This is a genomic window from Streptacidiphilus jeojiense (assembly GCF_000719095.1).
In the GTDB taxonomy this organism is placed as follows: Bacteria; Actinomycetota; Actinomycetes; order Streptomycetales; family Streptomycetaceae; genus Streptacidiphilus; species Streptacidiphilus jeojiensis.
Window position 1 is genome coordinate 123,109 of the sequence record NZ_JOEH01000022.1, and the last position, 22,618, is coordinate 145,726.

The 22,618-nt window shown below is 71.6% G+C and carries 18 protein-coding genes and 1 other RNA gene; 4 read left to right on the forward strand and 15 right to left on the reverse strand.

Annotation, left to right across the window (positions count from 1 at the left end):
- Positions 1-37: 37 nt before the first annotated feature.
- The 6 genes from IF29_RS0128150 to ftsE form a co-directional block, all read right to left on the reverse strand.
- Positions 38-1,150 (reverse strand): winged helix DNA-binding domain-containing protein, encoded by a 1,113-nt coding sequence (locus tag IF29_RS0128150; RefSeq protein WP_030260611.1) that lies wholly within the window; start codon positions 1,148-1,150, stop codon positions 38-40.
- Positions 1,151-1,249: 99 nt separating this feature from the next.
- Positions 1,250-1,619, reverse strand: a transfer-messenger RNA (tmRNA) gene (ssrA, locus tag IF29_RS44495).
- Positions 1,620-1,786: 167 nt separating this feature from the next.
- Positions 1,787-2,284 (reverse strand): SsrA-binding protein SmpB, encoded by a 498-nt coding sequence (gene smpB, locus IF29_RS0128155; RefSeq protein WP_030260614.1) that lies wholly within the window; start codon positions 2,282-2,284, stop codon positions 1,787-1,789.
- A 33-nt stretch (positions 2,285-2,317) separates the two neighbouring features.
- Positions 2,318-3,439 (reverse strand): S41 family peptidase, encoded by a 1,122-nt coding sequence (locus IF29_RS0128160; protein ID WP_030260618.1) that lies wholly within the window; start codon positions 3,437-3,439, stop codon positions 2,318-2,320.
- A gap of 128 nt (positions 3,440-3,567) precedes the next feature.
- Positions 3,568-4,488 (reverse strand): permease-like cell division protein FtsX, encoded by a 921-nt coding sequence (gene ftsX / locus IF29_RS0128165; protein WP_030260619.1) that lies wholly within the window; start codon positions 4,486-4,488, stop codon positions 3,568-3,570.
- Positions 4,489-4,562: 74 nt separating this feature from the next.
- Positions 4,563-5,252 (reverse strand): cell division ATP-binding protein FtsE, encoded by a 690-nt coding sequence (gene ftsE / locus IF29_RS0128170; RefSeq protein ID WP_030260622.1) that lies wholly within the window; start codon positions 5,250-5,252, stop codon positions 4,563-4,565.
- A gap of 429 nt (positions 5,253-5,681) precedes the next feature.
- On the opposite strand from ftsE, the gene IF29_RS0128175 reads away from it, so the two are divergent.
- Positions 5,682-5,876, forward strand: coding sequence for a hypothetical protein (locus tag IF29_RS0128175; protein ID WP_030260626.1), 195 nt, complete (start codon positions 5,682-5,684; stop codon positions 5,874-5,876).
- An 80-nt stretch (positions 5,877-5,956) separates the two neighbouring features.
- Here the strand turns inward: IF29_RS0128175 and IF29_RS0128180 are convergent, their stop codons facing one another.
- From IF29_RS0128180 to IF29_RS0128195, 4 genes are all read right to left on the reverse strand, one after another.
- Complete coding sequence (locus IF29_RS0128180) at positions 5,957-6,505, reverse strand: LPXTG cell wall anchor domain-containing protein (RefSeq protein ID WP_030260629.1); 549 nt, start codon at positions 6,503-6,505, stop codon at positions 5,957-5,959.
- A gap of 208 nt (positions 6,506-6,713) precedes the next feature.
- Positions 6,714-7,823, reverse strand: a complete 1,110-nt coding sequence (gene prfB, locus IF29_RS0128185) for a peptide chain release factor 2 (protein WP_030260631.1) — start codon at positions 7,821-7,823, stop codon at positions 6,714-6,716.
- Between the two features lie 52 nt (positions 7,824-7,875).
- Entirely contained in the window at positions 7,876-9,405 is a 1,530-nt protein-coding gene (locus tag IF29_RS0128190; RefSeq protein ID WP_063757626.1) for a serine/threonine-protein kinase, read from the reverse strand.
- A 145-nt stretch (positions 9,406-9,550) separates the two neighbouring features.
- Positions 9,551-11,377, reverse strand: a complete 1,827-nt coding sequence (locus IF29_RS0128195; protein ID WP_051726112.1) for a serine/threonine-protein kinase — start codon at positions 11,375-11,377, stop codon at positions 9,551-9,553.
- A gap of 308 nt (positions 11,378-11,685) precedes the next feature.
- Between IF29_RS0128195 and IF29_RS0128200 the strand changes: the two genes are divergently transcribed.
- Positions 11,686-14,562 carry an FHA domain-containing protein gene (locus IF29_RS0128200; RefSeq protein WP_030260636.1) on the forward strand — a complete coding sequence of 959 codons (2,877 nt, stop codon included), beginning with the start codon at positions 11,686-11,688 and terminating at the stop codon, positions 14,560-14,562.
- Between the two features lie 156 nt (positions 14,563-14,718).
- Here IF29_RS0128200 and IF29_RS0128205 read toward each other — a convergent pair whose 3' ends face one another.
- From IF29_RS0128205 to IF29_RS0128220, 4 genes are all read right to left on the reverse strand, one after another.
- Positions 14,719-15,690: a carbohydrate ABC transporter permease gene (locus IF29_RS0128205; RefSeq protein ID WP_030260638.1), complete on the reverse strand. Its 972-nt coding sequence runs from the start codon at positions 15,688-15,690 to the stop codon at positions 14,719-14,721.
- Positions 15,687-16,661: a carbohydrate ABC transporter permease gene (locus IF29_RS0128210; RefSeq protein ID WP_051726113.1), complete on the reverse strand. Its 975-nt coding sequence runs from the start codon at positions 16,659-16,661 to the stop codon at positions 15,687-15,689. Before IF29_RS0128210 ends, IF29_RS0128205 begins: the two co-directional genes overlap by 4 nt.
- Before the next feature lie 100 nt (positions 16,662-16,761).
- The gene (locus IF29_RS0128215) at positions 16,762-18,147 is read right to left on the reverse strand and encodes an ABC transporter substrate-binding protein (RefSeq protein ID WP_051726114.1); all 1,386 of its coding nucleotides are present in this window, start codon (positions 18,145-18,147) and stop codon (positions 16,762-16,764) included.
- A gap of 174 nt (positions 18,148-18,321) precedes the next feature.
- Positions 18,322-19,692, reverse strand: a complete 1,371-nt coding sequence (locus IF29_RS0128220; protein ID WP_051726115.1) for a polysaccharide biosynthesis protein — start codon at positions 19,690-19,692, stop codon at positions 18,322-18,324.
- A gap of 149 nt (positions 19,693-19,841) precedes the next feature.
- Between IF29_RS0128220 and IF29_RS0128225 the strand changes: the two genes are divergently transcribed.
- Positions 19,842-21,176 (forward strand): glycosyltransferase 87 family protein, encoded by a 1,335-nt coding sequence (locus tag IF29_RS0128225; protein WP_084715101.1) that lies wholly within the window; start codon positions 19,842-19,844, stop codon positions 21,174-21,176.
- Between the two features lie 80 nt (positions 21,177-21,256).
- Here IF29_RS0128225 and IF29_RS47970 read toward each other — a convergent pair whose 3' ends face one another.
- A complete protein-coding gene (locus IF29_RS47970) occupies positions 21,257-21,421 on the reverse strand; it encodes a hypothetical protein (RefSeq protein WP_232242548.1) in 165 nt (54 codons plus the stop codon).
- Between the two features lie 56 nt (positions 21,422-21,477).
- Between IF29_RS47970 and IF29_RS42425 the strand changes: the two genes are divergently transcribed.
- The gene (locus IF29_RS42425) at positions 21,478-22,587 is read left to right on the forward strand and encodes a bifunctional glycosyltransferase/class I SAM-dependent methyltransferase (RefSeq protein ID WP_232242557.1); all 1,110 of its coding nucleotides are present in this window, start codon (positions 21,478-21,480) and stop codon (positions 22,585-22,587) included.
- Positions 22,588-22,618 lie beyond the last annotated feature (31 nt).

The following is a 22,618-nucleotide window of genomic DNA, read 5'->3' on the forward strand; positions in this document are numbered from 1 at the left end:
GGACGATCCTACGTCATCCGCCCCCGGCTGCGGGTTCTCAGCCCGGGTCGGGGAAACGCGTCATCGACTCGGTCATGGCGGGGCGGTGGAACCGCATCAGCTTCTCGGCCTCCTCCTGCACCGCCTCCATCTCGACCTCGGTGAGCTTGGTGAAGGCGCTGACGGTGAGCTCCGGCCCCTGCTTGGTGAAGCTCAGCGACCAGTGCCCGCGCACCGTGCCGTCCACCAGGAAGGCGGCCCTGAAGCCGTTCCCGGTGCGCAGACCGAGCTCCGCCTCCTTGGCGGCGATCCGGGTGCGGTCGGCGAGGCCCAGGACCACGTTGTCGTACTCGGGCAGGAAGCGCGTCGGGGCGGGGGTGTCCGGGTCCGGACGGGGCGCGTCGGGGAGGTCGAAGAGCTCGCGGCCGGTCGCCGCGTCCTGGAAGGTGCGCAGCTGCGGGCGCAGCCGCTCGAAGACCTCGACCAGCCGGGTCAGCCCCGACCAGGCCTGGGCGTCCAGCACGCCGGCCGGGCCGAAGGCGGCGAGGTAGCGGAGCACCATCGCGTCCGGGCTGGGGTCCGGGTCGAGCGGTCGGCCGAGCCAGTGCTCCAGGGTGGTGGAGGTGGTCTGCCCGCTCTTGCCCCACAGTCCGCGCGGCGGCACCTGCACCAGGGCCAGGCCGTCGCGGATCGCCCAGGCCAGGGTCCCCGGGTCGTGGCCGGGGAAGGCCTCGGCCAGGGCGGCGCCCAGGGCCGCGTTGGTCATCGGCTGCTCCGCCAGCAGCTCGGCCGCGGTCCCCTTGAGCCGTGCCGGGTCGATCCCGGACAGCGCCTTGCGGTAGATGTTCTTCCCGTACGGGCCGCGGTCGTTGACGACCTGGCAGAGCGGGCGCCAAGAGAGCGCGTCGTCGGCGTCGAGCAGGTGCACGGTGCCCCGCATCGCGGAGACCCGGACCAGGGCCCGCTCGGTCATCAGCGCGGAGACCTCCTCGGGGTCGAAGCCCAGCAGCCGGGTCCACAGCCCGACGTAGGGCGCCCCCGGCACCTGCGACTGCATGCCGGCCAGGAACCGAACGGTCTCCAGGGCGCTCCGCTGCTCCCGGGCCAGCAGCAACTGCCGGGCGAGCAGGGCGCGGTTGAGCGAACGGACGGTCAGCTTCTCGGAGGCCATGGCCGAACCCTAGATCACCTGCCGGAACGCCGAAAGCCGCCTCGTCTGCTACGACGGGCGGCTCATGACGCATGGGGGCTGCTCTGCTCTCAAGCAGTGTGGTGGAGGTGGCGGGAATCGAACCCGCGTCCTGTGGTGCAAAACCAGGGCTTCTCCGAGCGCAGTCCGCTGTGCTTTTCTCGGCCCCGGCAGTCACACGGACAAGCCACCGACAGGCCCAGCCACTGTTTGATTTCCCGCCGCATCCCGTGACCGGACGCGACGGTGGAGTTCCCTAGATTATGCCAGGGTCCGGGACGGGAACACGCCCGGTCTGACACCTTCAGTTACTCGCTCAGGCGGCGAGGGTGAAGGAATCGCGCTTGGAGTTGGCGATTATAGTTTGCGACATATGGTTTACGAGATCATTGCCGCGTTCCTCGGCTCGCTTCCCCTGGATCGACATCCCCAGTCGAAACCGATCACCCCCATGGGGTGCTATTCATTTTTCAAGACCCGCACTCCGGATCTCCGGTCCGAATCGCGTGCCGTTCCGCGTGGACCTGGGGGGTCCTGCGCAACTCTGTCATCCTACGTCCCCGCTGGGGGGACGGTCCAGCTCATTACCGCCGACCGACACCGCGTCAGACCTGCACGTCAGCCCTGCGCCCGGCGGCGCACCGCGGACAGTGCCCGGTCGGTCTCGCGGCGGTCCTGCTTCTCCCGCAGCGTCTGCCGCTTGTCGTGCAGCTTCTTGCCCTGGGCCAGCGCCAGCATCAGCTTCGCCCGGCCGTCCTTGAAGTAGAGGGACAGCGGGACCAGGGTGAACCCCGACTCGCGCAGCTTGGCGTCGAGCTTGTTGATCTCCTCCTTGTGCATCAGCAGCTTGCGCTTGCGCCGGGCGGCGTGGTTCGTCCAGGTCCCCTGCGCGTACTCCATGATGTGGACGTTGTGCAGCCAGGCCTCGCCGTTGGTGATCTCGGCGAAGCCGTCCACCAGCGAGGCGCGTCCCGCGCGCAGCGACTTGACCTCGGTGCCGGTCAGCACCAGGCCGCACTCGATCTCGTCCAGGATGTTGTAGTCGTGCCGCGCCTTCTTGTTCTGCGCGACGATCTTGCGTCCGGGTTCTTTTACCTTGGCCATGATGCGGGCCATTCTCGCACTCCGGAGCGGCTCTCGGCACGGGAGTTACCTCGGGCCCGCGGCCGCCAGGTCGTCCAGCACGGTGATCGCGGTGCGCTCCGCCGCCTGCGGCCCGGCGGAGGGCGGGACCGCGACGTCCGGGGTGATGCCGGTGCCGTCGAGGTCGCGTCCGGCCGGGGTGCGGTAGTGGCCCACGGTCTGCTCCAGGGTGCCGCCGCCGCTGACCGGGCTGGGCTGCTGCACCGCGCCCTTGCCGAAGGTCCGCGAGCCGACCACGACGGCGCGGTCACGGTCCTGCAGCGCGCCGGTCAGCAGTTCGGCGGCGCTCATGGTGCCGCCGTCCACCAGCACCACCACCGGGGTGGCGGTGTCGCCGCCGCGGGTCGCGGTGAGCCAGTGGGTGGCGCCGTCCGCCTGGTAGGAGCCGACCGGGCCGCCGTCCAGGAAGGCCGAGGCGGCCCGGACCGACTCGGCCACCAGGCCGCCGGAGTCGCCGCGCAGGTCCAGCAGGATGCCGCCGCCGCGTGCGCCCGTCCCGCGCTGCCGCACGGCGTCCGCGACCTGGTCGCCGGTGCCGGCGGTGAAGGCCGAGACCGCGATCCTGGTGATCCCGGCCGCCGGCCGGTCCACCACCACGTCGTCGGTGTCCAGGAGTTCACGGCGCAGCTCGACCTGGCGCACCGACCGTCCGCGCTGCAGCCGCAGCACGACGGTGCTGCCGGCGTCCTGGGGGGCGCCGCGGAGCAGGGCGACCGTGTCGGTCACCGGGAGTCCGCCCACCGCGCGGCCGTCCACCGCGAGCAGCCGCTCGCCGACCCGGACCCCGGCCCGGTCGGCCGGGCCGCCGGCGGGCACCTTGGAGACCGTGACCACCCCGGCGGCGCTGCGGGAGACCCACAGCCCGACCCCGGTGTAGCGCCCGTCCAGCGCCTCGGCCATGGTCGCGTACTGCTGCGGTGTGTAGAACGCGGCCCAGCGGTCGCCGCCCGTCTCCACCCAGTCGCGGGCCGCGGCGTCGCCGCTGAGCCGCACGCCGGGCGGCTGCGGCAGTTGCGCGGGGCGGCCCTCGCTGCCCCAGGCGCCGGTGGCCGCGCCGGTGGCGAGCAGGGTCCCGAAGACCAGCCCGAGGGCCAGATGCAGGCGGAGCTGCGGATAGCTACCTGACATGGCAGGTGAGTCTAGGGGCGTACGACGGCCGCGAAGGTCCGTACCCGGCAGAACGCCCCGGACGCAGTACAGCGACCGGGGCGTTCATCGGAATGTCGGACCGGAAAGGGCCGACATCGGTCCAGGGCTCAGACCTTGAGGTACTTGCGCAGCGTCAGGAAGGCGGCGATCGAGGACATCCCGACACCGAGCACCAGCATCAGCGGCATCACCTGGAACACCGGCCCCCAGCCGATGAAGTTGATGAGCTGGATCTGGTTCTTGAGGAACCGGTCGATCAGCAGGTACTTGCCCACCGCCAGCATCCCCGACGCAAGGACCGCGCCCACCACGGCCGCGAACGCGGCCTCCGCGATGAACGGCATCTGCACGTAGTAGTTGGAGGCGCCGACCAGTCGCATGATCCCGGTCTCGCGTTTGCGGCTGAACGCGGACACCCGGACCGTGTTGACGATCAGCAACAGGGTGACCCCCAGCATGATGACCATCACCACCAGGGCCACCACCTGGGCCCCGTTGAGCAGGTTGAACAGCGGTTTCAGGACCTCGCTCTGGTCCTCCACCTTCATCACCCCGGGCTGCCCGCCCACCAGACCGGTCACGATCTGGTAGTTCTGCGGGTCCTTGAGCTTGATGCGGAGCGAGTACTCCATGCTGTCCGGCGTCAGCGAGGTCAGCAGCGGGTTGTTGGGGTCCTGCTTGGTGTACTCGGCCAGCGCCTGCGCCGGGGTCTCGGTGTAGATCTTCTCGATCAGGCCGGTCTTCTCCAACTGGCTCTGCACCGAGTCGATCTGATTCTGCGTCGCCGCTCCGGTGGAGCAGTTCTTGTTCACCGAGCCCTGGTTGGCGTCGGTCTTGTTGCAGAAGTAGACCGAGACCTCGATCTTGCCGTCCCAGTAGCCCTTCATGGTGCTGACCTGGTCGCGCAGGAGGAGCGCCGCCCCCGCCAGGGCAAGCGAGAGCGCCACGCTCACGACGACCGCGATGGTCATCGTCAGATTTCGGCGGAGACCGATTCCGATCTCCGACATGACGAACTGTGCTCGCATGACTTCCTAGCTGGTCGGGACGTCGGCCTGGTGCGGACGCCTGGGCGTGCGGTACGTGCGGCGGTTTCCGGCGGTCAGTGCTGGTAGCCGTAGACGCCGCGGGACTGGTCGCGGACCAGGTGTCCGGTGTCCAGTTCGATGACTCGCTTGCGCATCTGGTCCACGATCGCCTGGTCGTGGGTGGCCATCAGCACCGTGGTGCCGGTCCGGTTGATCCGGTCCAGCAGCTTCATGATGCCGACGGAGTTCTGCGGGTCGAGGTTTCCGGTCGGCTCGTCCGCGATCAGCAGCATCGGCCGGTTCACGAACGCGCGGGCGATGGCCACGCGCTGCTGCTCACCACCGGAGAGCTCGCCCGGCATCCGGTCCTGCTTGCCGGCCAGGCCGACCAGTTCGAGCACCTCGGGGACGACCTTGCCGATGACGGACCTCGGCTTGCCGATCACCTCCAGTGCGAAGGCGACGTTCTGTCCGACCGTCTTGTTCGGGAGCAGCCGGAAGTCCTGGAAGACCGTGCCCAGTTGGCGCCGCATCTGCGGGACCTTCCAGTTGGACAGCTTGGCCAGGTCCTTGCCGAGGACGTGCACCTCGCCGATGGAGGGCCGCTCCTCGCGCAGGATCAACCGCAGGAAGGTCGACTTCCCGGAGCCCGACGAGCCCACCAGGAAGACGAACTCGCCCTTCTCGATCTCGAGCGAGACGTTGTCCAGGGCGGGACGGTTCTGCTTCGGATAGGTCTTGGAGACGTTGTCGAATCGGATCACGGCTGCATCACGGTCGGCCAGTCTAGGTGGAAGGGTTGACGCGGGCTCCGGTTACTCCGGAACCTTCACCACCCCCTCGCGGACAGGGACAGGTCTGACGGAGCCGCACCGCAGGACGGCATGGTGCACCCGCGCTGACAGCTCCCCCGGTTGGCCGACCTTACGCGAACCCGACGCCGGCTTGCAGTCGCGCTCACGGAAAGGTGGGGGAGTTCACGGTCAAACGACATCAAATCGGAATTTTCAAGCGTAAGAATCATGGGAACCTGCCATCATGTTCACTCCCCGTGATCATTCCCTGACGGCTGTGCGCCGCCCCTGCCCCCGGTGGCGGAGCCGGAACCCGACCGGATCGCGTTCGGCATGGCACAGTGGAGGGAACCCACCCGGCATGGTGTCTCGTTGGGCAGGTCGAAGGAGGAGATCGACATGACGCTCGACCGTCTGGTGTGCGCCAACTGTGCCGGACCTGTGGCAGAGGGCCGCTGCCCCACCTGCCGCGCCAGCCGGCAGCGGATGCAGGAGCAGCAGGGCCTGTTCGGCTCGCTCTCCCCCGCCGCGCTGATCGCCCTACTGGTGGCGCTGGTCGCCTGCGCCCTGATAGCCAGGCACGCCTTCGCCTGACCCCACAGCGAAACAGGCCGGGCCCCGGGAAACGTCTCCCGGGGCCCGGCCTCTCTGCTGTCGAGCCTGTGTACCGGCGCTCAGGCCGCGTGCCGGGGCGTGCCGGTACGGGGGCCGAAGCGGAACACCAGGCCGCCGGCCAGCAGCGTGAGGCCGCCGGCGAACAGCAGCGGGGCGCTGTCGTCGGTACCGGTCTCCGCGAGGGTCTGCCGGGGCTGCGGGGCGCTCGCTCCGCCGCCGCCCGAGGAGCCGCTGCCCACGCCGCTGCCGGCACTGCCGCTCGCCGAGGGCGACGCGGAGGCGGAGGCCGCGGCGGACGCCGAGGAGGCGGCCGTGGCGGCCGACGAGGCCGCGCTGCCGGTGGCGGTCGCGGTCGCCGAGGCCGAGGGGGTGCCGGTCGAGCTCTCCGCGGGGTCGCCGGTGGGGTCCGTCGTGGTGGCTTCGTCACTCGGCGTAGCCGTGTCGGTCGCGGCGTCGTCGGACGCCGAGGCGTTCAGCGTGACCGCGCTGTCCTGCGGCCCGTCGACCACCTTCGTCTGCACCAGATCGGGCGTGGTGGCGGCCGAGGCGACCCCGCTGACCAGCAGTCCCGTCCCGGCCAGCGCCAGTCCTGCCGCAGCGACACGCACCCCGCGTGAGCGTATGCCGGTGTACTTCTTCCGGTGTCCGCGCCCTGCCATGGCCACAACGGCCCCTCTCGCAACCTCAGGTCCCGCCCGCACCGGGCATTGCGGGCCAGCATGGTGAATCACACCCGGTAACGTCAACGGCGATCTGTCCCTTTTCAGGGGCAGATCGCCGTGATTGGTATGAATATTGCCGAACTCGCGGCAGGCCCTATTCGGCCTTCTCGTTCTGCTTGCGCCAGCGGATGCCCGCCTCGATGAAGCCGTCCAGCTCGCCGTCCAGGACCGCCTGCGGGTTGCCCACCTCGTACTGCGTACGGAGGTCCTTGACCTGCTGGTACGGGTGCAGGACGTAGGAGCGCATCTGGTTGCCCCAGGAGTTGCCGCCGTCCTTCAGCGCGTCCATCTCCGCCTTCTCCTCCTGGCGGCGCCGCTCCAGCAGTTTGGCCTGGAGCACGTTCATGGCGCTGGCGCGGTTCTGGATCTGCGAGCGCTCGTTCTGGCAGGAGACCACGATCCCGGTCGGGAGGTGGGTGATCCGGACCGCGGAGTCGGTGGTGTTGACGCCCTGGCCGCCGGGGCCGGAGGAGCGGTAGACGTCCACCCGCAGCTCGGACTCGTCGATGTCCACGTGGTCGCTCTTCTCGACCACCGGGAGCACCTCGACGCCGGCGAAGGAGGTCTGCCGGCGGCCCTGGTTGTCGAACGGGGAGATCCGGACCAGCCGGTGGGTGCCCTGCTCGACCGAGAGCGTGCCGTAGGCGTAGGGCACCTTGACGCCGAAGGTCGCCGACTTGATGCCGGCCTCCTCCGCGTAGGAGGTGTCGTAGACCTCGGTGGGGTAGCCGTGGCGCTCGGCCCAGCGCAGGTACATCCGCATCAGCCGCTCGGCGAAGTCCGCCGCGTCGACGCCGCCGGCCTCGGCCCGGATGTTGACCAGGGCCTCGCGGGCGTCGTACTCGCCCGACAGCAGCGTCCTGACCTCCATCTCGTCCACGGCCTTGCGGACGCTCTCCAGCTCGGACTCGGCCTCGGCGCGCGCGTCGGCGTCGTTCTCGTCCTCGGCCAGCTCGAACATGACCGAGAGGTCCTCGATGCGGCTGCGCAGCGTCTCCACCTTGCGGAGCTCGCCCTGGAGGAAGGAGAGCTTGCTGGTGACCTGCTGGGCCGCGTCCACGTCGTCCCAGAGGTTCGGAGCGGCGGCCTGCTCCTCGAAGATCGCGATATCGGCACGGATCTTGTCGAGATCGACCACGGCCTCGATCGACGACATCGTCGTCTCGAGGGACTTGATTGCTTCGGAAGGATCGATGGCTGCCACGGTGCAAGCCTAACGGCTTGCGGGAGCGGGTCCCGACTGCCCGTGCCGGAGCTCAGGCGGTGCGGGCGGGCGGCGGCATTCGGCTGCCGGACAGGGCCGCCGCGACCGGGGGTCCGCCGACCGGTATGCCGGTGAGCGCGCCCCAGCCGGAGACGGTGCCGGGGGCCCGCTCCGGCCCCGCGGCCTGGGCCGTGCTGGTGGGGTCGGTGCCGGCGGAGGGACTGTCGGTGGAGCTGTCCGTGGAACCGTCGGTGGGGCCGGTGGACGGGGAGTTGGAGGAGTCGCCGCCGGGAGCGCCGGCGCTGCCGTTCTCGCCGGCGAAGGCCTTGTAGGCGCCCAGCGCCCCGGCCGCGACCAGCAGCGCCACCACGCCGACCAGCAGCCGGCGGCGCCGGACGCTGCTGCCCGCGCCGCTGCGCCGGGAGCCGGGGCGCCGGTGGGTGCTGCCGGACCCGGGGCGGGCCGCGGCCGCCTCCCGGGCGGCGCGCTCCTGGCGGGAGGCCTCGGCGAAGGCGGCCAGCTCCTCGCGGTTGGGGCGGCGCAGGCTGGTGTGGGTGTCCCGGCTGGAGTCCGGCTGGGCGCCGGGCACCAGCGGGACCGCGGGGCCGCGCCGGCGGGCGACCCGCTGCCGGGTGCCGCCGCGGCCCGGGTCACCGTGGTCCTCGCCGTCGTCCGGCCCGTGCGGGTCGTAGCCGTCGTCGTACTCGGCGGCCGGCAGGGTCGAGGCGTCGGGGTGGCTCACCCTGAGCACCGGCTGGCCGGCCAGCGAGGGCAGCTGCTCCCGCAGCCGCGCGGCCAGTTCGGTGGCCCGCAGCCGCGAGGCCGGCGCCTTGGCCAGGCACTGCGCGATGACCTTCCACAGGTCCTCGGGCAGTCCCGGCAGTGGGGCCACGCTCTCGGTGACGTGGCGGCGCAGCACCGCGCCGGTGTGGCCGCCGCCGAACGGGGTGAAGCCGGCCAGCAGTTCGTACAGCACCGTGGCCAGGGCGTAGATGTCGACCGCGGCGCGCGGTTCCAGGCCTTCGATGACCTCGGGGGCCAGGTAGTCGGGGGTGCCGATGATCCGGGTGGCCCGGGTCCGGCGGGGCGCGTCGACCAGGCGGGCGATGCCGAAGTCGGAGAGCTTGGCGCGCGGCGCTCCACCGGGGCCCGGCGAGGAGGCCTGGTCGAGCAGGATGTTCTCGGGCTTCACGTCGCGGTGGACGATGCCGGCGGCGTGGGCGACGGCCAGCCCCTCGGCGACGTCGGCGGCGATGGAGACGGCGGCCTGCGGGATGAGCGGACCCTCGCGGTCCAGCCGGGAGCGCAGGTCAGTGCCGTGCACCAGCTCCATCACCAGGGCCAGGTCGTCGCCGTCCACGACCAGGTCGTGCACGCCGACCACGCGCGGGTGGTCCAGGCTGGTGAGCGCGGTGCGCTCCTGGACGAAGCGGCCCACCAGCACCTGGTCGGAGGCGAGGTCCTCGCGGAGCAGCTTGATCGCCACCGGCCCTTCGGGACCCTCGCCGAGCCAGACGGTCCCCGCCGAGCCACGGCCGATCACCTGGTGCGCGGTGTAGCGGCTGCCGATCTTGCGTGCCAAGGCTGCTCCGTGCGCATAGGGCGGATGTCAGCGACCAAAGTACGCGGAATGGGGCCGGTTGGGGGAACGGGACACCCATTGCCGCAGGTCAGATGTCGACAAAGCGTCAAACCTGGTTCCGCTCCGGACACTTGCCGGTCGCGGGCTAGGGAAGGTTGGTCGGAAGACCCGTGGGGACGCTGTTGACGTCCTTCTTCACCTTGTTCGCGGTGTCGGTGATGCTGCGCACCCAGTTCACCACGTCGTGGTACCAGGTCTGGATGTTGTGGATCCAGTGCTGCATCGGCGTGAAGTACCAGACCACCACCCCGATGACCACCAGGATCAGCAGCGCGCGGAGGCAGCCGCCGCCCGGGATGCGCATCCGTCGGCGGCGCGGGGGCCTGGGCTCGCGCTCCCGGCGCGGCTCGGGCTCGCGCTCCGGCTCGCGTCGCGGTTCGCGCTTGGGCGCACGCTGCGGTTCGGGGCGCGCGGCGGGGGGCTCGGAGCGCCGCTGCGGCGCCTGCTGCGGCTCCTGGTAGTCCGGGTTCCCGGAGTACCCCGAGGCCTCCTGGTACGGCGGCGGCTGGCGGTACGGCGGCGGCTGCTGGGGACGCTGCTGCTGCCCGCGGTAGGGCGGCGGGGCCACCTGCGGCTGCTGCTCGGGACCCGGCTGGACCGGGTAGCCGACCTGGGTCTGCTCGTTCCGGGTACGGGCCGCCCGCAGCTGGTTCTCCCACGGGTGCGGTCCGGCCGGCTGCTGCGGGGCGTCCGACCCGAACTGCTGGTTCTGGTTGTAGTTCTGGCCGTAGTTCTGGTTCTGGCCGTAGCCCTGGTTCTGGTTCTGCCCCGGGGGCGTGGGCATCACCCGGGTCTGCTGCGGCGCGCCGGGGGCCTGGCCCGGGTCGAGCCGCTGGGTGCGCTCCGCCGCGCCGGGGGGCAGCACCTGGGTCGGGTCCGCCGCTCCGAAGGCGTTCACCATGGTGGCCCCCGGGCCCGCGGCCGGCGAGCCGCCGAACACCGTGGGGGCACCGGGGTCGTAGCGCATGCCGTTGGGCAGCGTAGGGTCCTGCCCCACCGGGGCGAGCGCCGGGGCCAGCAGTGCGCCGACGGCGATGGCCGCGTCGATCTGGGCCGGGGTGGAGTGCACCCCGATCCCGGCCGCCACCGTGCGCAGCGCGGTGGCCAGCACCACGGCCGTCGGACGCTGCGCCGGGTTCTTGCGCAGGCAGTGCTCGATCACGGTCCACAGCGGCTCCGGCAGGTTGCGCGGCCGCTCGGGCTCCTGCGAGAGGTGCATCTGCAGGATCTGCAGCGGACCGTCCCCGCGGAACGGGGGCTGCCCGGTCAGCAGCTCGTACATCATGATCCCGGCGCCGTAGACATCCACGGCCGAGGTCTGCTCGCGGCCCTCGGCGGACTCCGGGGCGACGTAGGCCGGGGTGCCGACGAACTCATGGGTGCGGGTCAGGCCCGGCGAGTCGGCCAGCCGGGCGATGCCGAAGTCGGTGAGCAGCGGGTGCATCTGCTGGCTGCCGTCGGCCGTGACCACCGTCGCCAGCAGCACGTTGGCCGGCTTCAGGTCGCGGTGCACCACGCCGTCCGCGTGGCTGGCCGCCAGCGCGTCGGCGATCTGGGCCATCATCAGGGCCCCCGCGACCGGGCTCAGCGGGCCCTGGCTGCGCAGGTAGCGGTGCAGGTCGGGGCCGTCGATCAGGTCCATCACCAGGGCCAGCAGCTCGCCCTCGACGACCAGGTCGCGGACCCGGACGATATTGGGGTGCACCAGGCGCAGCAGCACCGAGCGCTCCCGCAGGAACCGCATGACCACGTCGGGGTCGGTCGCCAGCTCCTCCTTGAGGACCTTGATCGCGACCTGCTGGAGCACCGCCCCGGTGCCGGACTCGTCCCGCACCTGCGCACGCCACACCGTTCCGGTGGCCCCGCGTCCCAGCGGTTCCTCCAGGAGGTACTTACTGCCGACCGGCCGCACCCGTGCGCTCCTCGCCCATGCTTTCGTCATGCCTGTGGGAGGCAACAGTAAGCCCCTACCCCGAGGACGTGCTCCAGGGTGCTTCAAGTTCCCGTTCCGGCGCTGCGGGGCCCGTCCTCCGGAGTGTCGCGGCGCCGATACGGGTGAGGGGAGCGAGTTGTCGGTGGCGGATGGGAGGATGCATTCAGCACCGTGGCGACCACTCCGCTTGCGGGGTCTGATCGTTGGGTTTGTGGGACCGGGTGGTGCTGTACCGGGTGGGTTGGCAAGTGCCGCTGCCAGGAGCCTGCGGAAGGGGCCGAGGGACGATGCAGATCCGGCTGAGCGTGCTCGCGGCACGTGACGGCGCCGCGCCGTCGCGTGCACATGCCGACGTGCTGGTGACGGCCCCGGTGGGGACGGCCCTCGGCGCGGTGGCGGTCGCCCTCGCGGGCGCGGTGGCCGGGCGCCCGGGGGCGCGCGGCACCCGTTCCGCCACCCATGTGCACCTCTACGCCGGCGACCAGCGGCTGGACGAGCGGGCCGTACTGGGCCACCCCCCGCTGGTGGACGGGGCGGTGCTGCGCCTGGACGAGCCCGACCCGGACCACGTCCCGGACACCAGGGCCGGTTCGCCGACCGAGCTGCGGGTGGTCGGCGGCCCCGACGCCGGGGGGATCCATCTGCTGCTGCCGGGCCGGGTCAGGGTGGGGCGTTCGGCCGAGGCCGACGTCCCGCTGGACGACCCCGACGTCTCCCGGTTCCACCTCTCCCTGGACGTCGCCGCTGACGGCCGGGTCTCGGTCGCCGACCTGGGCTCCACCAACGGCACCGCGCTGGACGGCCTGCCGGTGGGCCCCGAGCCGGTCCCGGTGCCGCCCGGTTCGGTGATCGGCCTCGGCGAGTCCGCCCTGGTGGTCACCGCCGGCGGGGGCCGTCCCGGGCCGCTCGGCGGCTCCGGGCTGCTGGCGGACGGCCAGGGTCAGCTGCAGCTGACCCAGCGTCCGGCCGCCCCGCCGCCACCGGCGGCACCCCGGCTTCCGGGCGGTCCCACCGCAACCGGCACCGGCAGTTCCCCGGTGCCGAAGCCGTCCGCCGGACGCACCCGCGGGCTGCTGGCCCGCGGCGGGGAGCGGCTGCTGCGCGGCGGCAGGTCGGCGCTCCGCCCGCCGGTGCCGCCCCCGGTCCCGGCCGGGCCCCGGAGCGTCCCGGGCCCCGGCGCAACGCCCCCGCACGGCCTGCGGCTGGCCCCGGCGCCGGGCCTGCGCCGCGCCGACGCCGGGCGCTGGCCCGATCCCGCCGAACTGCTGCACACCGCGCTCGGCCCCGGACCCCGGCTCTGGGAGCGCGGCCCTGAGCACCCGGACACCCTGGCGCTGCGGCTCGGCACCGTCGGACCGCACGCCGCCCCGGTCACCCTGGACCTGCGCGGCGTCGGCAGCCTGGGCCTGAGCGGCCCCCAGCCCCGGCTGGCCGGGCTGGCCCGCGCCCTGGTCGCCCAGCTCGCCGTACTGCACGGCCCCGCCGCCCTGGAGCTGGTGCTGATCTCCGCCGACCCGGCGCGCCCCGCGGAACTGCGCGCCCAGGACTGGTCCTGGGCGTTCTGGTTGCCGCAGCTGCGCCCGCTGCGGGGGCAGGCGTGCCGGCTGCTCACCGCGCTGGACCCGGAGCAGGCCCTGGCCCGGCTGGCCGAGCTGGGCGCGGCCGGCGGCAGCGCCGCCCCCCGGGCCTGCGCGCTCACCGTGCTGGTGGTCGACGGCGATCCGGGCAGCACCCAGGCCCGCGCCGCGCTGGGCAGCCTGCTGGCGCACGGCCCGGCCCAGGGCGTCCATGTGATCGCCCTCGCCGAACGGCCGGACCTGCTGCCGCACGGCTGCGGCGCCACCGCCGCCATCGGCGGCGAGGTCGACACCCTGCTCACGCTGGAGCGTCCGGCGGAGCGGACCGGCCCCGCGGCCGGCGGCCAGCACCGGGCCGCACCGGCGCCGGAACTGGTGGACGGGATCGCCCTGGACGCGGTCTCCGCCGCCTGGGCCGAGCGGCTGGCCCGCGGGCTGGCCCCGCTGCGCGAGCCCGACGGCAACCGCAGGCCGGGCCGCGGCGCACTGCCGGACGCCCCCCGGCTGCTGGACCTGCTCGGCCTCGACCTGGTCACCCCGGCCAAGCTGGCGAGCCGCTGGGAGGACCTCCAGGTCGCCTCCGGCGCGCTGCCGGCAGTGCTGGTCGGCGCGGACCGCGACGGCGCCTGCGGGCTCGACCTGGCCAGCCATCTGCTGATCGGCGGCGCCCCGGGCTCGGGCCGGACCGAACTGCTGCGCACCCTGCTGGCCTCGCTGTCGGTCGCCGAACGGCCGGACCGCCTCGGCGTGATGGTCATCGAGGGCCGTCCGCCCCGCGACCCGGCCGACGGGCTGCTGCCCTGCACCGAGCTGCCGCAGGTCACCGACTACGTCGACGGCTCGGACCCGCAGCAGCTGCTGCACGCGGCCCAGGGCCTGCTGGGCGAGCTGGACCGGCGTGAACTGCTGCTCCAGGGACGCTCCTTCGCTTCCTGGCACGCCGAGCGCGCGCTGGCCAGGCTGGCGCCCCCGCGCCGGGCCGCCGACGACTACCCGCACGACGCGCCTCCACCCGTGGCGCCCTCCCCCGCCCGGGTGGCCGTGGACACCGCCCCGCCCGCACATCTGCTGGTGGTCGTGGACGACCACGACGAACTGCTGCTGCCGGGGCGGGAGCGGGCGGCGTTGGCGGCGGCGCTGGACACGGTCGCCGTCCGCGGGCCGCGGCTGGGCGTGCACCTGGCGGTGGCCACCGGCCGTCCCGACCGCAGCAGCGGCACCGAGCTGGACGAGGCCGCGCATCTGCGGATCGCGCTGCGCACCGACGACTCCCGGCTGTCGTCGCTGCTGATCCATGTCGACGACGCCGCGGCGGTCCCGGAGGACCGTCCCGGACGCGGCTGGATCCGTTACACCGACGGCGGGGTGACGGCCTTTCAGGGCGCCAGGGTGAGCGGCCGGATCCCCCGCACAGCGACGCTGCGCCCTACCGTGGCGCCGATCGACTGGGCCGCGATGGGCGATCCGCCGGCCCGCCGGCCGGTACGGGAGCTGGGCAACGGGCCGACCGACCTGGCGCTGCTGGCCAGCGCGCTGCAGCGGGCCGCGGAGACCGCTGGGGCGGGGGGCGCCGCGGGGCTGCTGTGACGGGGGGATCGCCGACTGCGGACCGTAGGGGGCTGGGCGCGCAGTTCCCCGCGCCCCTGGGGGCTGCAACCTGACCACGGCGGATCAGTTGCAGCACCGTAGGGGCGCGGGGAACTGCGCGCCCAGCCACGTACGGTCCGCAGCCGAAGTCCGGCCCTATCCCTTGACGCTTCCGGCCAGGAGCCCTCGGACGAAGTACCGCTGCAGGCTGAAGAACACGGCCAGCGGAATGATGATGGAGATGAACGCGCCCGCCGTCAGGATCTCCCAGTGGTCCCCGAAGGAGCCCGAGAGCTGGGCCAGACGCACCGTCAGCGGGGCCACCTCGGGGGTGCCGCCGGCGAAGGTGAGGGCGACCAGCAGGTCGTTCCAGACCCAGAGGAACTGGAAGATGGCGAAGGACGCCAGCGCCGGGGTGGCCAGCGGCAGCACGATCGAGCGGAACACCCGGAAGTGGCTGGCGCCGTCCACCCGGGCCGCCTCGATCAGGTCGTTGGGCAGTTGGGCGATGAAGTTGTGCAGCAGGAACACGGCCAGCGGCAGCGCGAACATGGTGTGCGAGATCCACACCGGGGCGTAGGTCCCGCCCAGGCCCAGGCTCGGGAAGATGGTGACGCTGCCGATGTGCGCACCGCCGGAGTACAGCTGGAGCAGCGGCACCAGCGCCATCTGCAGCGGCACCACCTGCAGCGCGAAGATCACGAAGAAGATGATGTCGCTGCCCTTGAACCGCACCCAGGCCAGCGCGTAGGCCGCCATCGAGGCGAGGGCCAGCGGGAAGATCGTCGCCGGCACGGTGATCGCCAGCGAGTTGACCAGATAGGGCATCAGGCCGTTGGACACCCCGAACCCGCCGTTGAACAGCACGTCGTGGTAGTTGGCCAGGGTGATGCCGGGGTGGGCGAAGAAGGTCCACCAGCCGGTCTGCGCCACGTCCTTCTCCGGACGCAGCGAGGTGGCCAGCAGGCCGAGGGTGGGGATCGTCCACACCACGGTGAGCGCGATCACCAGGAAGGAGGCGATCGGGCTGCTGAACGCCCGGCGCACGGCCTTGGCTCCGGCCTGTCCCCCGGCCGGGACCACCGGCGCCTCCGCGCCCGGTGCAACTTCGACGGTCTCTTCGCTCATCGGGTCGCACGCTCCCTGCGCAGCTGGACGATGTTGTAGCCCACCAGGGGCAGCACCGCGACGAAGAGGATCACCGCGAGCGCGCTGCCCCGGCCCGTGTTGAACTCGGTGAAGGACTGCGAGTACATCTCGTTGGCCAGCACCTGGGTGCCGAAGTTCCCGCCGGTCATGGTGCGGATGATGTCGAACAGCTTCAGCGTGGTGATCATGACCGTGGTCAGCACCACGACCAGGGTGTTGCGGATCATCGGAATGGTCACGTACTGGAACAGCCGCCAGCCGCGCGCCCCGTCCAGCACCGCCGCCTCGGTGATCTCGTCCGGGATGGCCTTGATCGCCGCCGACAGCACCACCATGGCGAACCCGGTCTGCACCCAGACCATGATCACCATCAGCAGGAAGTTGTTCAGCGGGTGCGAGAGGATCCAGTTGGGCGGGTTGTGCCAGCCCAGCCAGAGGCAGATCTGGCTGAGCAGCCCGATCTGCGGCTGCGAGGGGTCCCGGTAGTTGTAGACGAACTTCCAGATGATGCTGGCGCCGACGAAGGAGATCGCCATCGGCATGAAGATGAAGGCCTTGTAGAGCCCCTGGTGCCGCAGCCGGTCCACCAGCAGTGCCAGCACCAGCCCGAGCACGGTGGTGACCACCGGCGCCACGATGATCCACAGCAGCGTGTTGAGCAGGATCTGCTGCTCACCGCTGCTGGTGAAGGCCCAGGTGTAGTTGTTGCCGCCGAGGAACTTGGTGGAGTCGTCGTTGTAGAAGCTGAGGGTGATCGTCCTGATCGCCGGCACCACCAGCCCCACCGCCAGCAGCAGCAGCGCGGGCCCGAGGAAGATGGTCACCGCGAGCGGCTTGGACACCCGGCCGCTGGCGCGTCCGGCGGCGAAGAAGATCAGCAGCAGAACGGCGACAAAGACCACTACGGCACCGGCCGCATTGCCGAACTTGGTCAGCGCGTCAGCCCACATCGTCGTGGCGCTCCTTCGTTCGAAATCGTTCGAAGGGGCGCGGGGAACCGCGCGACAGCGGGACGAGCCTCCGTCGCGCGGTCCCCCGCGCCCGTGCGGGCTACTGGGGCCAGGCCCCGTCGATGTTGGACGCCGTCTTGGCGACCGACTGGTTGTTCGAGAACCAGGCGGTGAACTCGGACCACTCCTTGCCGGAGCCGATCGCGGCCGGCATCAGGTCGGAGGCGTCGAAGCGGAACGTCGCCGCCGGGTCCGTCAGGTACTTCGCCGACAGCTGGTCGACCGGGTCGGTGTAGACCGCCGGGTCGACGCCCTGGTTGGCGGAGACCCATCCGGGCGCGACCTTGATCCTGCTGGTGGCCCAGGCCGCGGTGGAGAGGTAGTTCTGCACCGCCTGCACCTCGGGCCGGTCCGAGAACGCGGCCACGAACTCGCCGCCGCCCTCGACCGGGTCGCTGACCGACGGGTCGGCGGCCGGCAGCTTGAAGGCCCAGATGTCGCCGGAGGGGCCGACCTTGGTGCCCTTGGGCCACTGCGCCTCGTAGAACGACGCCTGCTGCAGCATCGAGCACTTGCCGGTGAGGATCGGCGAGCCCGCGTCCTGGAACGTGGTGGAGGCGATGGTGCTGACCCCGCCGAAGCCACCGTTGACCCAGGCCGGGTTGTGCATCCAGCCCTGCAGCACGTTCATCGCCGCGATGATCTTCGGGTCGCTGAACTTGACCGTGTGGTTCACCCACTGGTCGTAGACGTCACCGCCGTACTTGCCGAGGACGATCTCCTCCAGCCAGTCGGTGGCCGGCCAGCCGGTGGCCGTGCCGGAGGCCAGGCCGCCGCACCACGGCTTGTTCTTACCGGCCTTGGCGATGGTGTCGCTGAGCTTCATCAGGTCGGCCCAGGTCGTCGGGACCTTGTAGCCGGCGGCCGAGAACGCCTTGGGCGAGTACCAGACCAGCGACTTCATGTTGGCGCTCATCGGCGCCGCGTAGAAGGTGCCGTTGACCGACCCGTAGGTCTTCCAGATCGGCGCCCACTTGTCCTCGTTGGTGACGGTCTGCGCCGGCGGCTTGACCACCTTGCCGGTCTTCACCATCTGCGCCAGCAGGCCGGGCTGCGGGATGACCGCCAGGTCGGGGGCGTTGCCGCCGTTGACCCGGACCGGGAGCTGGGACTCGAAGTCGTTGGATCCCTCGTAGGAGATGGTGATGCCGGTGCAGGTGCTGAACTGCTTCCAGGAGGTCTGGAGCGAGTCCGACTCGGGGCTGAGGATCGACGCGAACATGGTGACCTTGGTGCCGGCGTGCCCCGCGTACGCCTGGTACTGGGCGCAGTCCCCGGTGAGGGCCGCCGCCGAGCCCGAGGACTTGGAGCCGCCGGACGAGGACGTGCCGTTGGAGCAGGCCGCGAGCAGTGCCAGGGAGGTCACCGCGCCGACGGCGATGAGCTGCCGACGCCACCCCCCACCCCGACCGACTTGGGTGTGCATAGGACAAGCCTCCTAGAGGGAAGTCGACCGCGCTGTCATATCCCGAGGTGCTGAATCTCTTTGCCGGCAGAACTCTTCGACTGAGCAAGAACTGGACCATAACTTGCAGGGAGAGCCACGCCAATAGATCGCACAGGCTTCGACTCCCGAACGCATACCGATCCGATATCGGTGTCACACAGTGACCGTCCCGGCCTTCGCGGCCGAGGCCTCCGCGACCGGGCCGGCCGGGTGTCGCCGCAGGTGGCGGGCGATGCCGAGGCCCAGGACCAGGGCCACCGTCCAGCATCCCCCGGAGTAACTGGCCTCCAGCCGTGCCATGACAGAACCCGGCAGCAACGCCAACCCGAGGAACACCGCGGCTCCCAGGGCCCACGCGGTGCCCTGGGCCCGCTGCCGGTTCATCGCCAACTGCCCCTGACTGAGGATCAGGGCCAGCAGCAGTCCGGCGGTCGCGAGCGAGAGCACGGCGAAGTCACCGTTCCCGAGCGCCCGGGGGGTGTGGAACAGCGTCGTCGCAAGCCAGGGTCCGAGCACCCCGCTGAGCAGCAGCCCGGCCGCGCCCAGCAGCAGCGCGCCCGCGGTAGCCCCCAGCAGCTGCCGCCGGAAGGCCGCACGGTTTCCCAGCGCGTAGGCACGGCTGAGCACGCTGAGCACGGACGGCTGCACCGAGACCGCCGCGAAGATCGGCAGCCGGACGATGATCATGGCGCTGAGCAGCGCGGCGGTGAGCGCCGACCCGGCGCTCTTCATCGACGCGCTGGTCATCAGCTCGGCCAGGACCACGGGGGCGTTCGGCAGCACCTGGCCGAGCAGGGTGGAGAAGGTCAGCGGGGCCAGGCCCTTGCGCAGTTCCGTCGGCCCGGCCGCCGGCCCCGGCTGCGCGGTGCGGGCCGTCGTGGCGATGCCGGCGGCCACCGAGATCAGCGGCGCCAGGCTGAGCAGCAGCGCGAACGGGAGCGGCGCGGTGACCCCGGCCAGGCTCAGGGCCAGCGCCAGGACCACCCGCAGGACCGAGTCGATGCCCAACTGCGCGCCGTACGCCCGGAAGTGTCCGGAGCCGGCGAGCAGGCCGCGGCTGATGTGGACCACCGAGAGCCCGGCCAGCGCCGCGCCCAGCGCCCAGACCAGCGACCGGTCGCCGCGGAACAGCTGCCGGGCCAGCGGTCCGGCGAACAGGCCGAGACCGGCCAGGCAGAGCAGCAGCAGGCTCATCGAGATCCGCACCCCGCGCAGCGCCAGCGGCCCGACCCCCTCGCCGCGGGCCCGCCGCGCGGCCACCACCCGCGTCAACTCCTGCTCCAGCGGCAGGAAGAGACCGGTGCCCACGGAGAACGCCAGCGACCACAGCACCGAGAGGCCCGCCATGGCATCGACCGAGAGGGTCCGCCCGGCGATGGCCAGGTACACGTAGGAGGCCAGCGCCAGGGCGCAGACCCCACCGCCGACCGGGATCGTGCCCGGCGGAAGCCGGCGCAGCGCCGTACGCAGCGCGCTCGCCCTGGAGTCGGCTGCCGTCCTGGGGGCGGGAATGGGATCGGGCACGGTTTCGGCCTCTCGAAGTGCGGTTCCGGGCGGTTGCCCGCCGTCCACTCCAGGCTGAATAGGTAAACGTATCGGCCTGAATGGATCGAGTACGGTAAGAAGTTCTTGACCGATGCTCAGTTGTATTGCGCGCCGTATAGTATCCGCCCATGTCGCCGCCCGCACAGCAAACCCACATAGGCTCAACCACCCGCGCTCGATCGGTAGTTCTAGCTGTATCACTGGTGTTCCTGGCCTTGAAGTCCTGGCTGGCGGCCACGACCCACGGAACCGACGACGTCCGCACATTCGAGCAGTTCGCCCGAATCATCGGCCGTGTGGGCCCGGTAGGAATCTACGGCGTACCGCACGCGGCCGGTGGCCTTTACAACCATCCTCCTTTGACCGGCGACCTGCTGTGGATCCTCCAGCAAATCAGCCGGGAGGGGGTATCCTTTCCGCTGCTGATCAGGCTCCCGGCCATCGTGGCGGATGTTTTCACCAGCCTGCTGGTATTCGAATTGGTACGCGACTGGACCGGTAGCGACCGCCGGGCCATGTGGGCCGGGGCGGGAATGGCCTGCAGCCCCGTTCTGATCATCATCTCGGGATTCCACGGGAACATCGACCCGGTGTTCATCCTCCTGGTGCTGCTCTCGGTATGGCTGCTGACGCGACGTCGGCTGCCGCTGCCGGCCGGCTGCGTCTTCGCGCTGGCCCTCAGCATCAAGGTGGTCCCGCTGGTCGCCCTGCCGGTGCTGCTGCTGTGGGCGCTGCTGCGCGGCCGCCGCACCTTGCTGCTGTTCGCCGCCGGCCTGGCGGCCACCCTCGCCGTGGTCTGGGGGCCGGCCGTGGTGGCGCACTGGCCCGCCCTGCGCGACAACGTCCTCGGCTACAACGGCTGGAGCACACCGCAGTGGGGCCTCGCCCAGGTCCTCCAGGACCTCGGGATCCGGTCCGCCGAACTGCGCTCCGTACTGGACCATCTGCGCACGCCGGTGGTCCTCGTCTCCGCGCTGCTGGGCATGGGCCTGGTGCTGCGCCGCAGGGACGCCCTCGCCCCCGCCGTGGGCATCTCGCTGGCCACCCTGCTGCTGCTGAGCACCGCCACCGGCACCCAGTACCTCACCTGGGCCGTGGCCGGCCTCTTCCTCGCCGAACCATGGACCGCGCTGGTCTACAGCCTGATGGGCGGTCTGTTCCTCTACCGGCTCTACGACTCCTGGAGCCGGGGGACCTGGGACGTCGCCAGGGCCACCAGCTGGTCCGGCGCCAACACCCAGCTGGCACTGCTCAGCTGGTCCGCGCTGGCCGCCGCACTGGTCTGCTCGGTGCGCGCGGTGCTGCGCTCCCCGGCCGCCGCGGGCCCGGCCCCGAAGCCGGCGGCCACGGCCGACGCCCCGTCAGAGGGCTTCCAGGAGCAGCCGGCAGAACGCCGGCTCAGCTCCGCGGTCCGCTCCGCCCTACGTGCTCCCGCCGACGCCGCCGACATCACGGAACCCTGAACGGAATCCTGATCCCCAGTGGAGAGAACCTTGTCACCCAGTCCGATCGAGTCCCCGCGCATCGGCGTCCTCGTCGTCGCCTACAACGCCGAGTCGACGCTGGAGAAGACCCTCAGCCGGATACCGGTGGACTTCCGACCGCGGATCAGCGAGATCCTGATCATGGACGACGCCAGCCACGACACCACCTTCCTGGCCGGCTGGCGCTGGTCCCAGCAGGAGGACGCGCCGCCCACCGTGGTCATGCGGCACACCAAGAACCTGGGCTACGGCGGCAACCAGAGCCGCCCGCCGCGGCGGCATGCCGGCCTACAAGTACCTGGGCAACCGCATCCTCACCAGGATCGAGAACGGCCTGCTGAACACCAGCCTCACCGAGTTCCACTCGGGCTACCGGGCCTACCGGGTGTCGGCCCTGGCCGAGCTGCTGATCGAGAACAACACCGACGCCTTCGACTTCGACACCCAGATCATCGTCCAGCTGATCGACGCCGGTAAGCGCATCGTCGAGATCCCGATCCCGACCTACTACGGCGACGAGATCTGCTACGTCAACGGGGTCAGGTACGCCAAGGACGTGGTCAAGGACGTGCTGCAGTACCGGCTGGCCCAGAAGGGCTTCGGCACCTGCCCCTGGATACCCAAGCCGGAGGAGTACGCCTTCAAGGAGGGCGACGGCTCCTCGCACGCCGCCATCCTGGAGATGCTGCAGGGCGTCCCGCCGTCCAGGATCCTGGACCTGGGCTGCTCCGGCGGGCTGTTCGCGGAACGCGTCCGGGCCCTCGGCCACGAGGTCACCGGGGTGGACTACATCGAGGTGGAGGGGGTCCGCGAGCGGACCGACCGCTTCCTGCTGGCCGACCTCAACAACGGCCTCCCGGACGACGTGGGGGACGGCTACGACCTGGTCGTGGCCGGTGACGTGATCGAGCACCTGCACCGCCCGGAGCGGGTGCTGGAGGAGATCCGCACGGTGCTGCGGCCCGGCGGGGAGCTGCTGCTCTCGGTGCCCAACATCGGCCACTGGTACTCCCGCGGCCGGGTGGCCCTCGGCGGTTTCGACTACGACCGCCGCGGCATCCTCGACGAGACCCATCTGCGCTTCTACTCCCGGGCCAGCCTGCGCCGGGCGATGCGCACGGCCGGCTACGACCTGCTCGGGCTCAGCTTCACCGGCTCCCCCTTCGTCAACTTCGCCGGCGAGGACAGCGTGGTCACCAGGATCGCCGGGGGCGTCTCCAAGGCCCTGGTGAAGGCCCGGCCGACGCTGTTCGGCTACCAGTTGGTCGCCCGGCTCACCCCGCACGCCGAGCGCATCCTCACCGTGGGCGACGGCGACCACGTCGAGGAGCTGCTGCTGCACCAGTCCGCCAGGGCCGGCAGCGGCAGCATCCACGGCGCCGCCGGCTGAGACGCCGCTCCGAGAACGCCGCTGGGCGGAC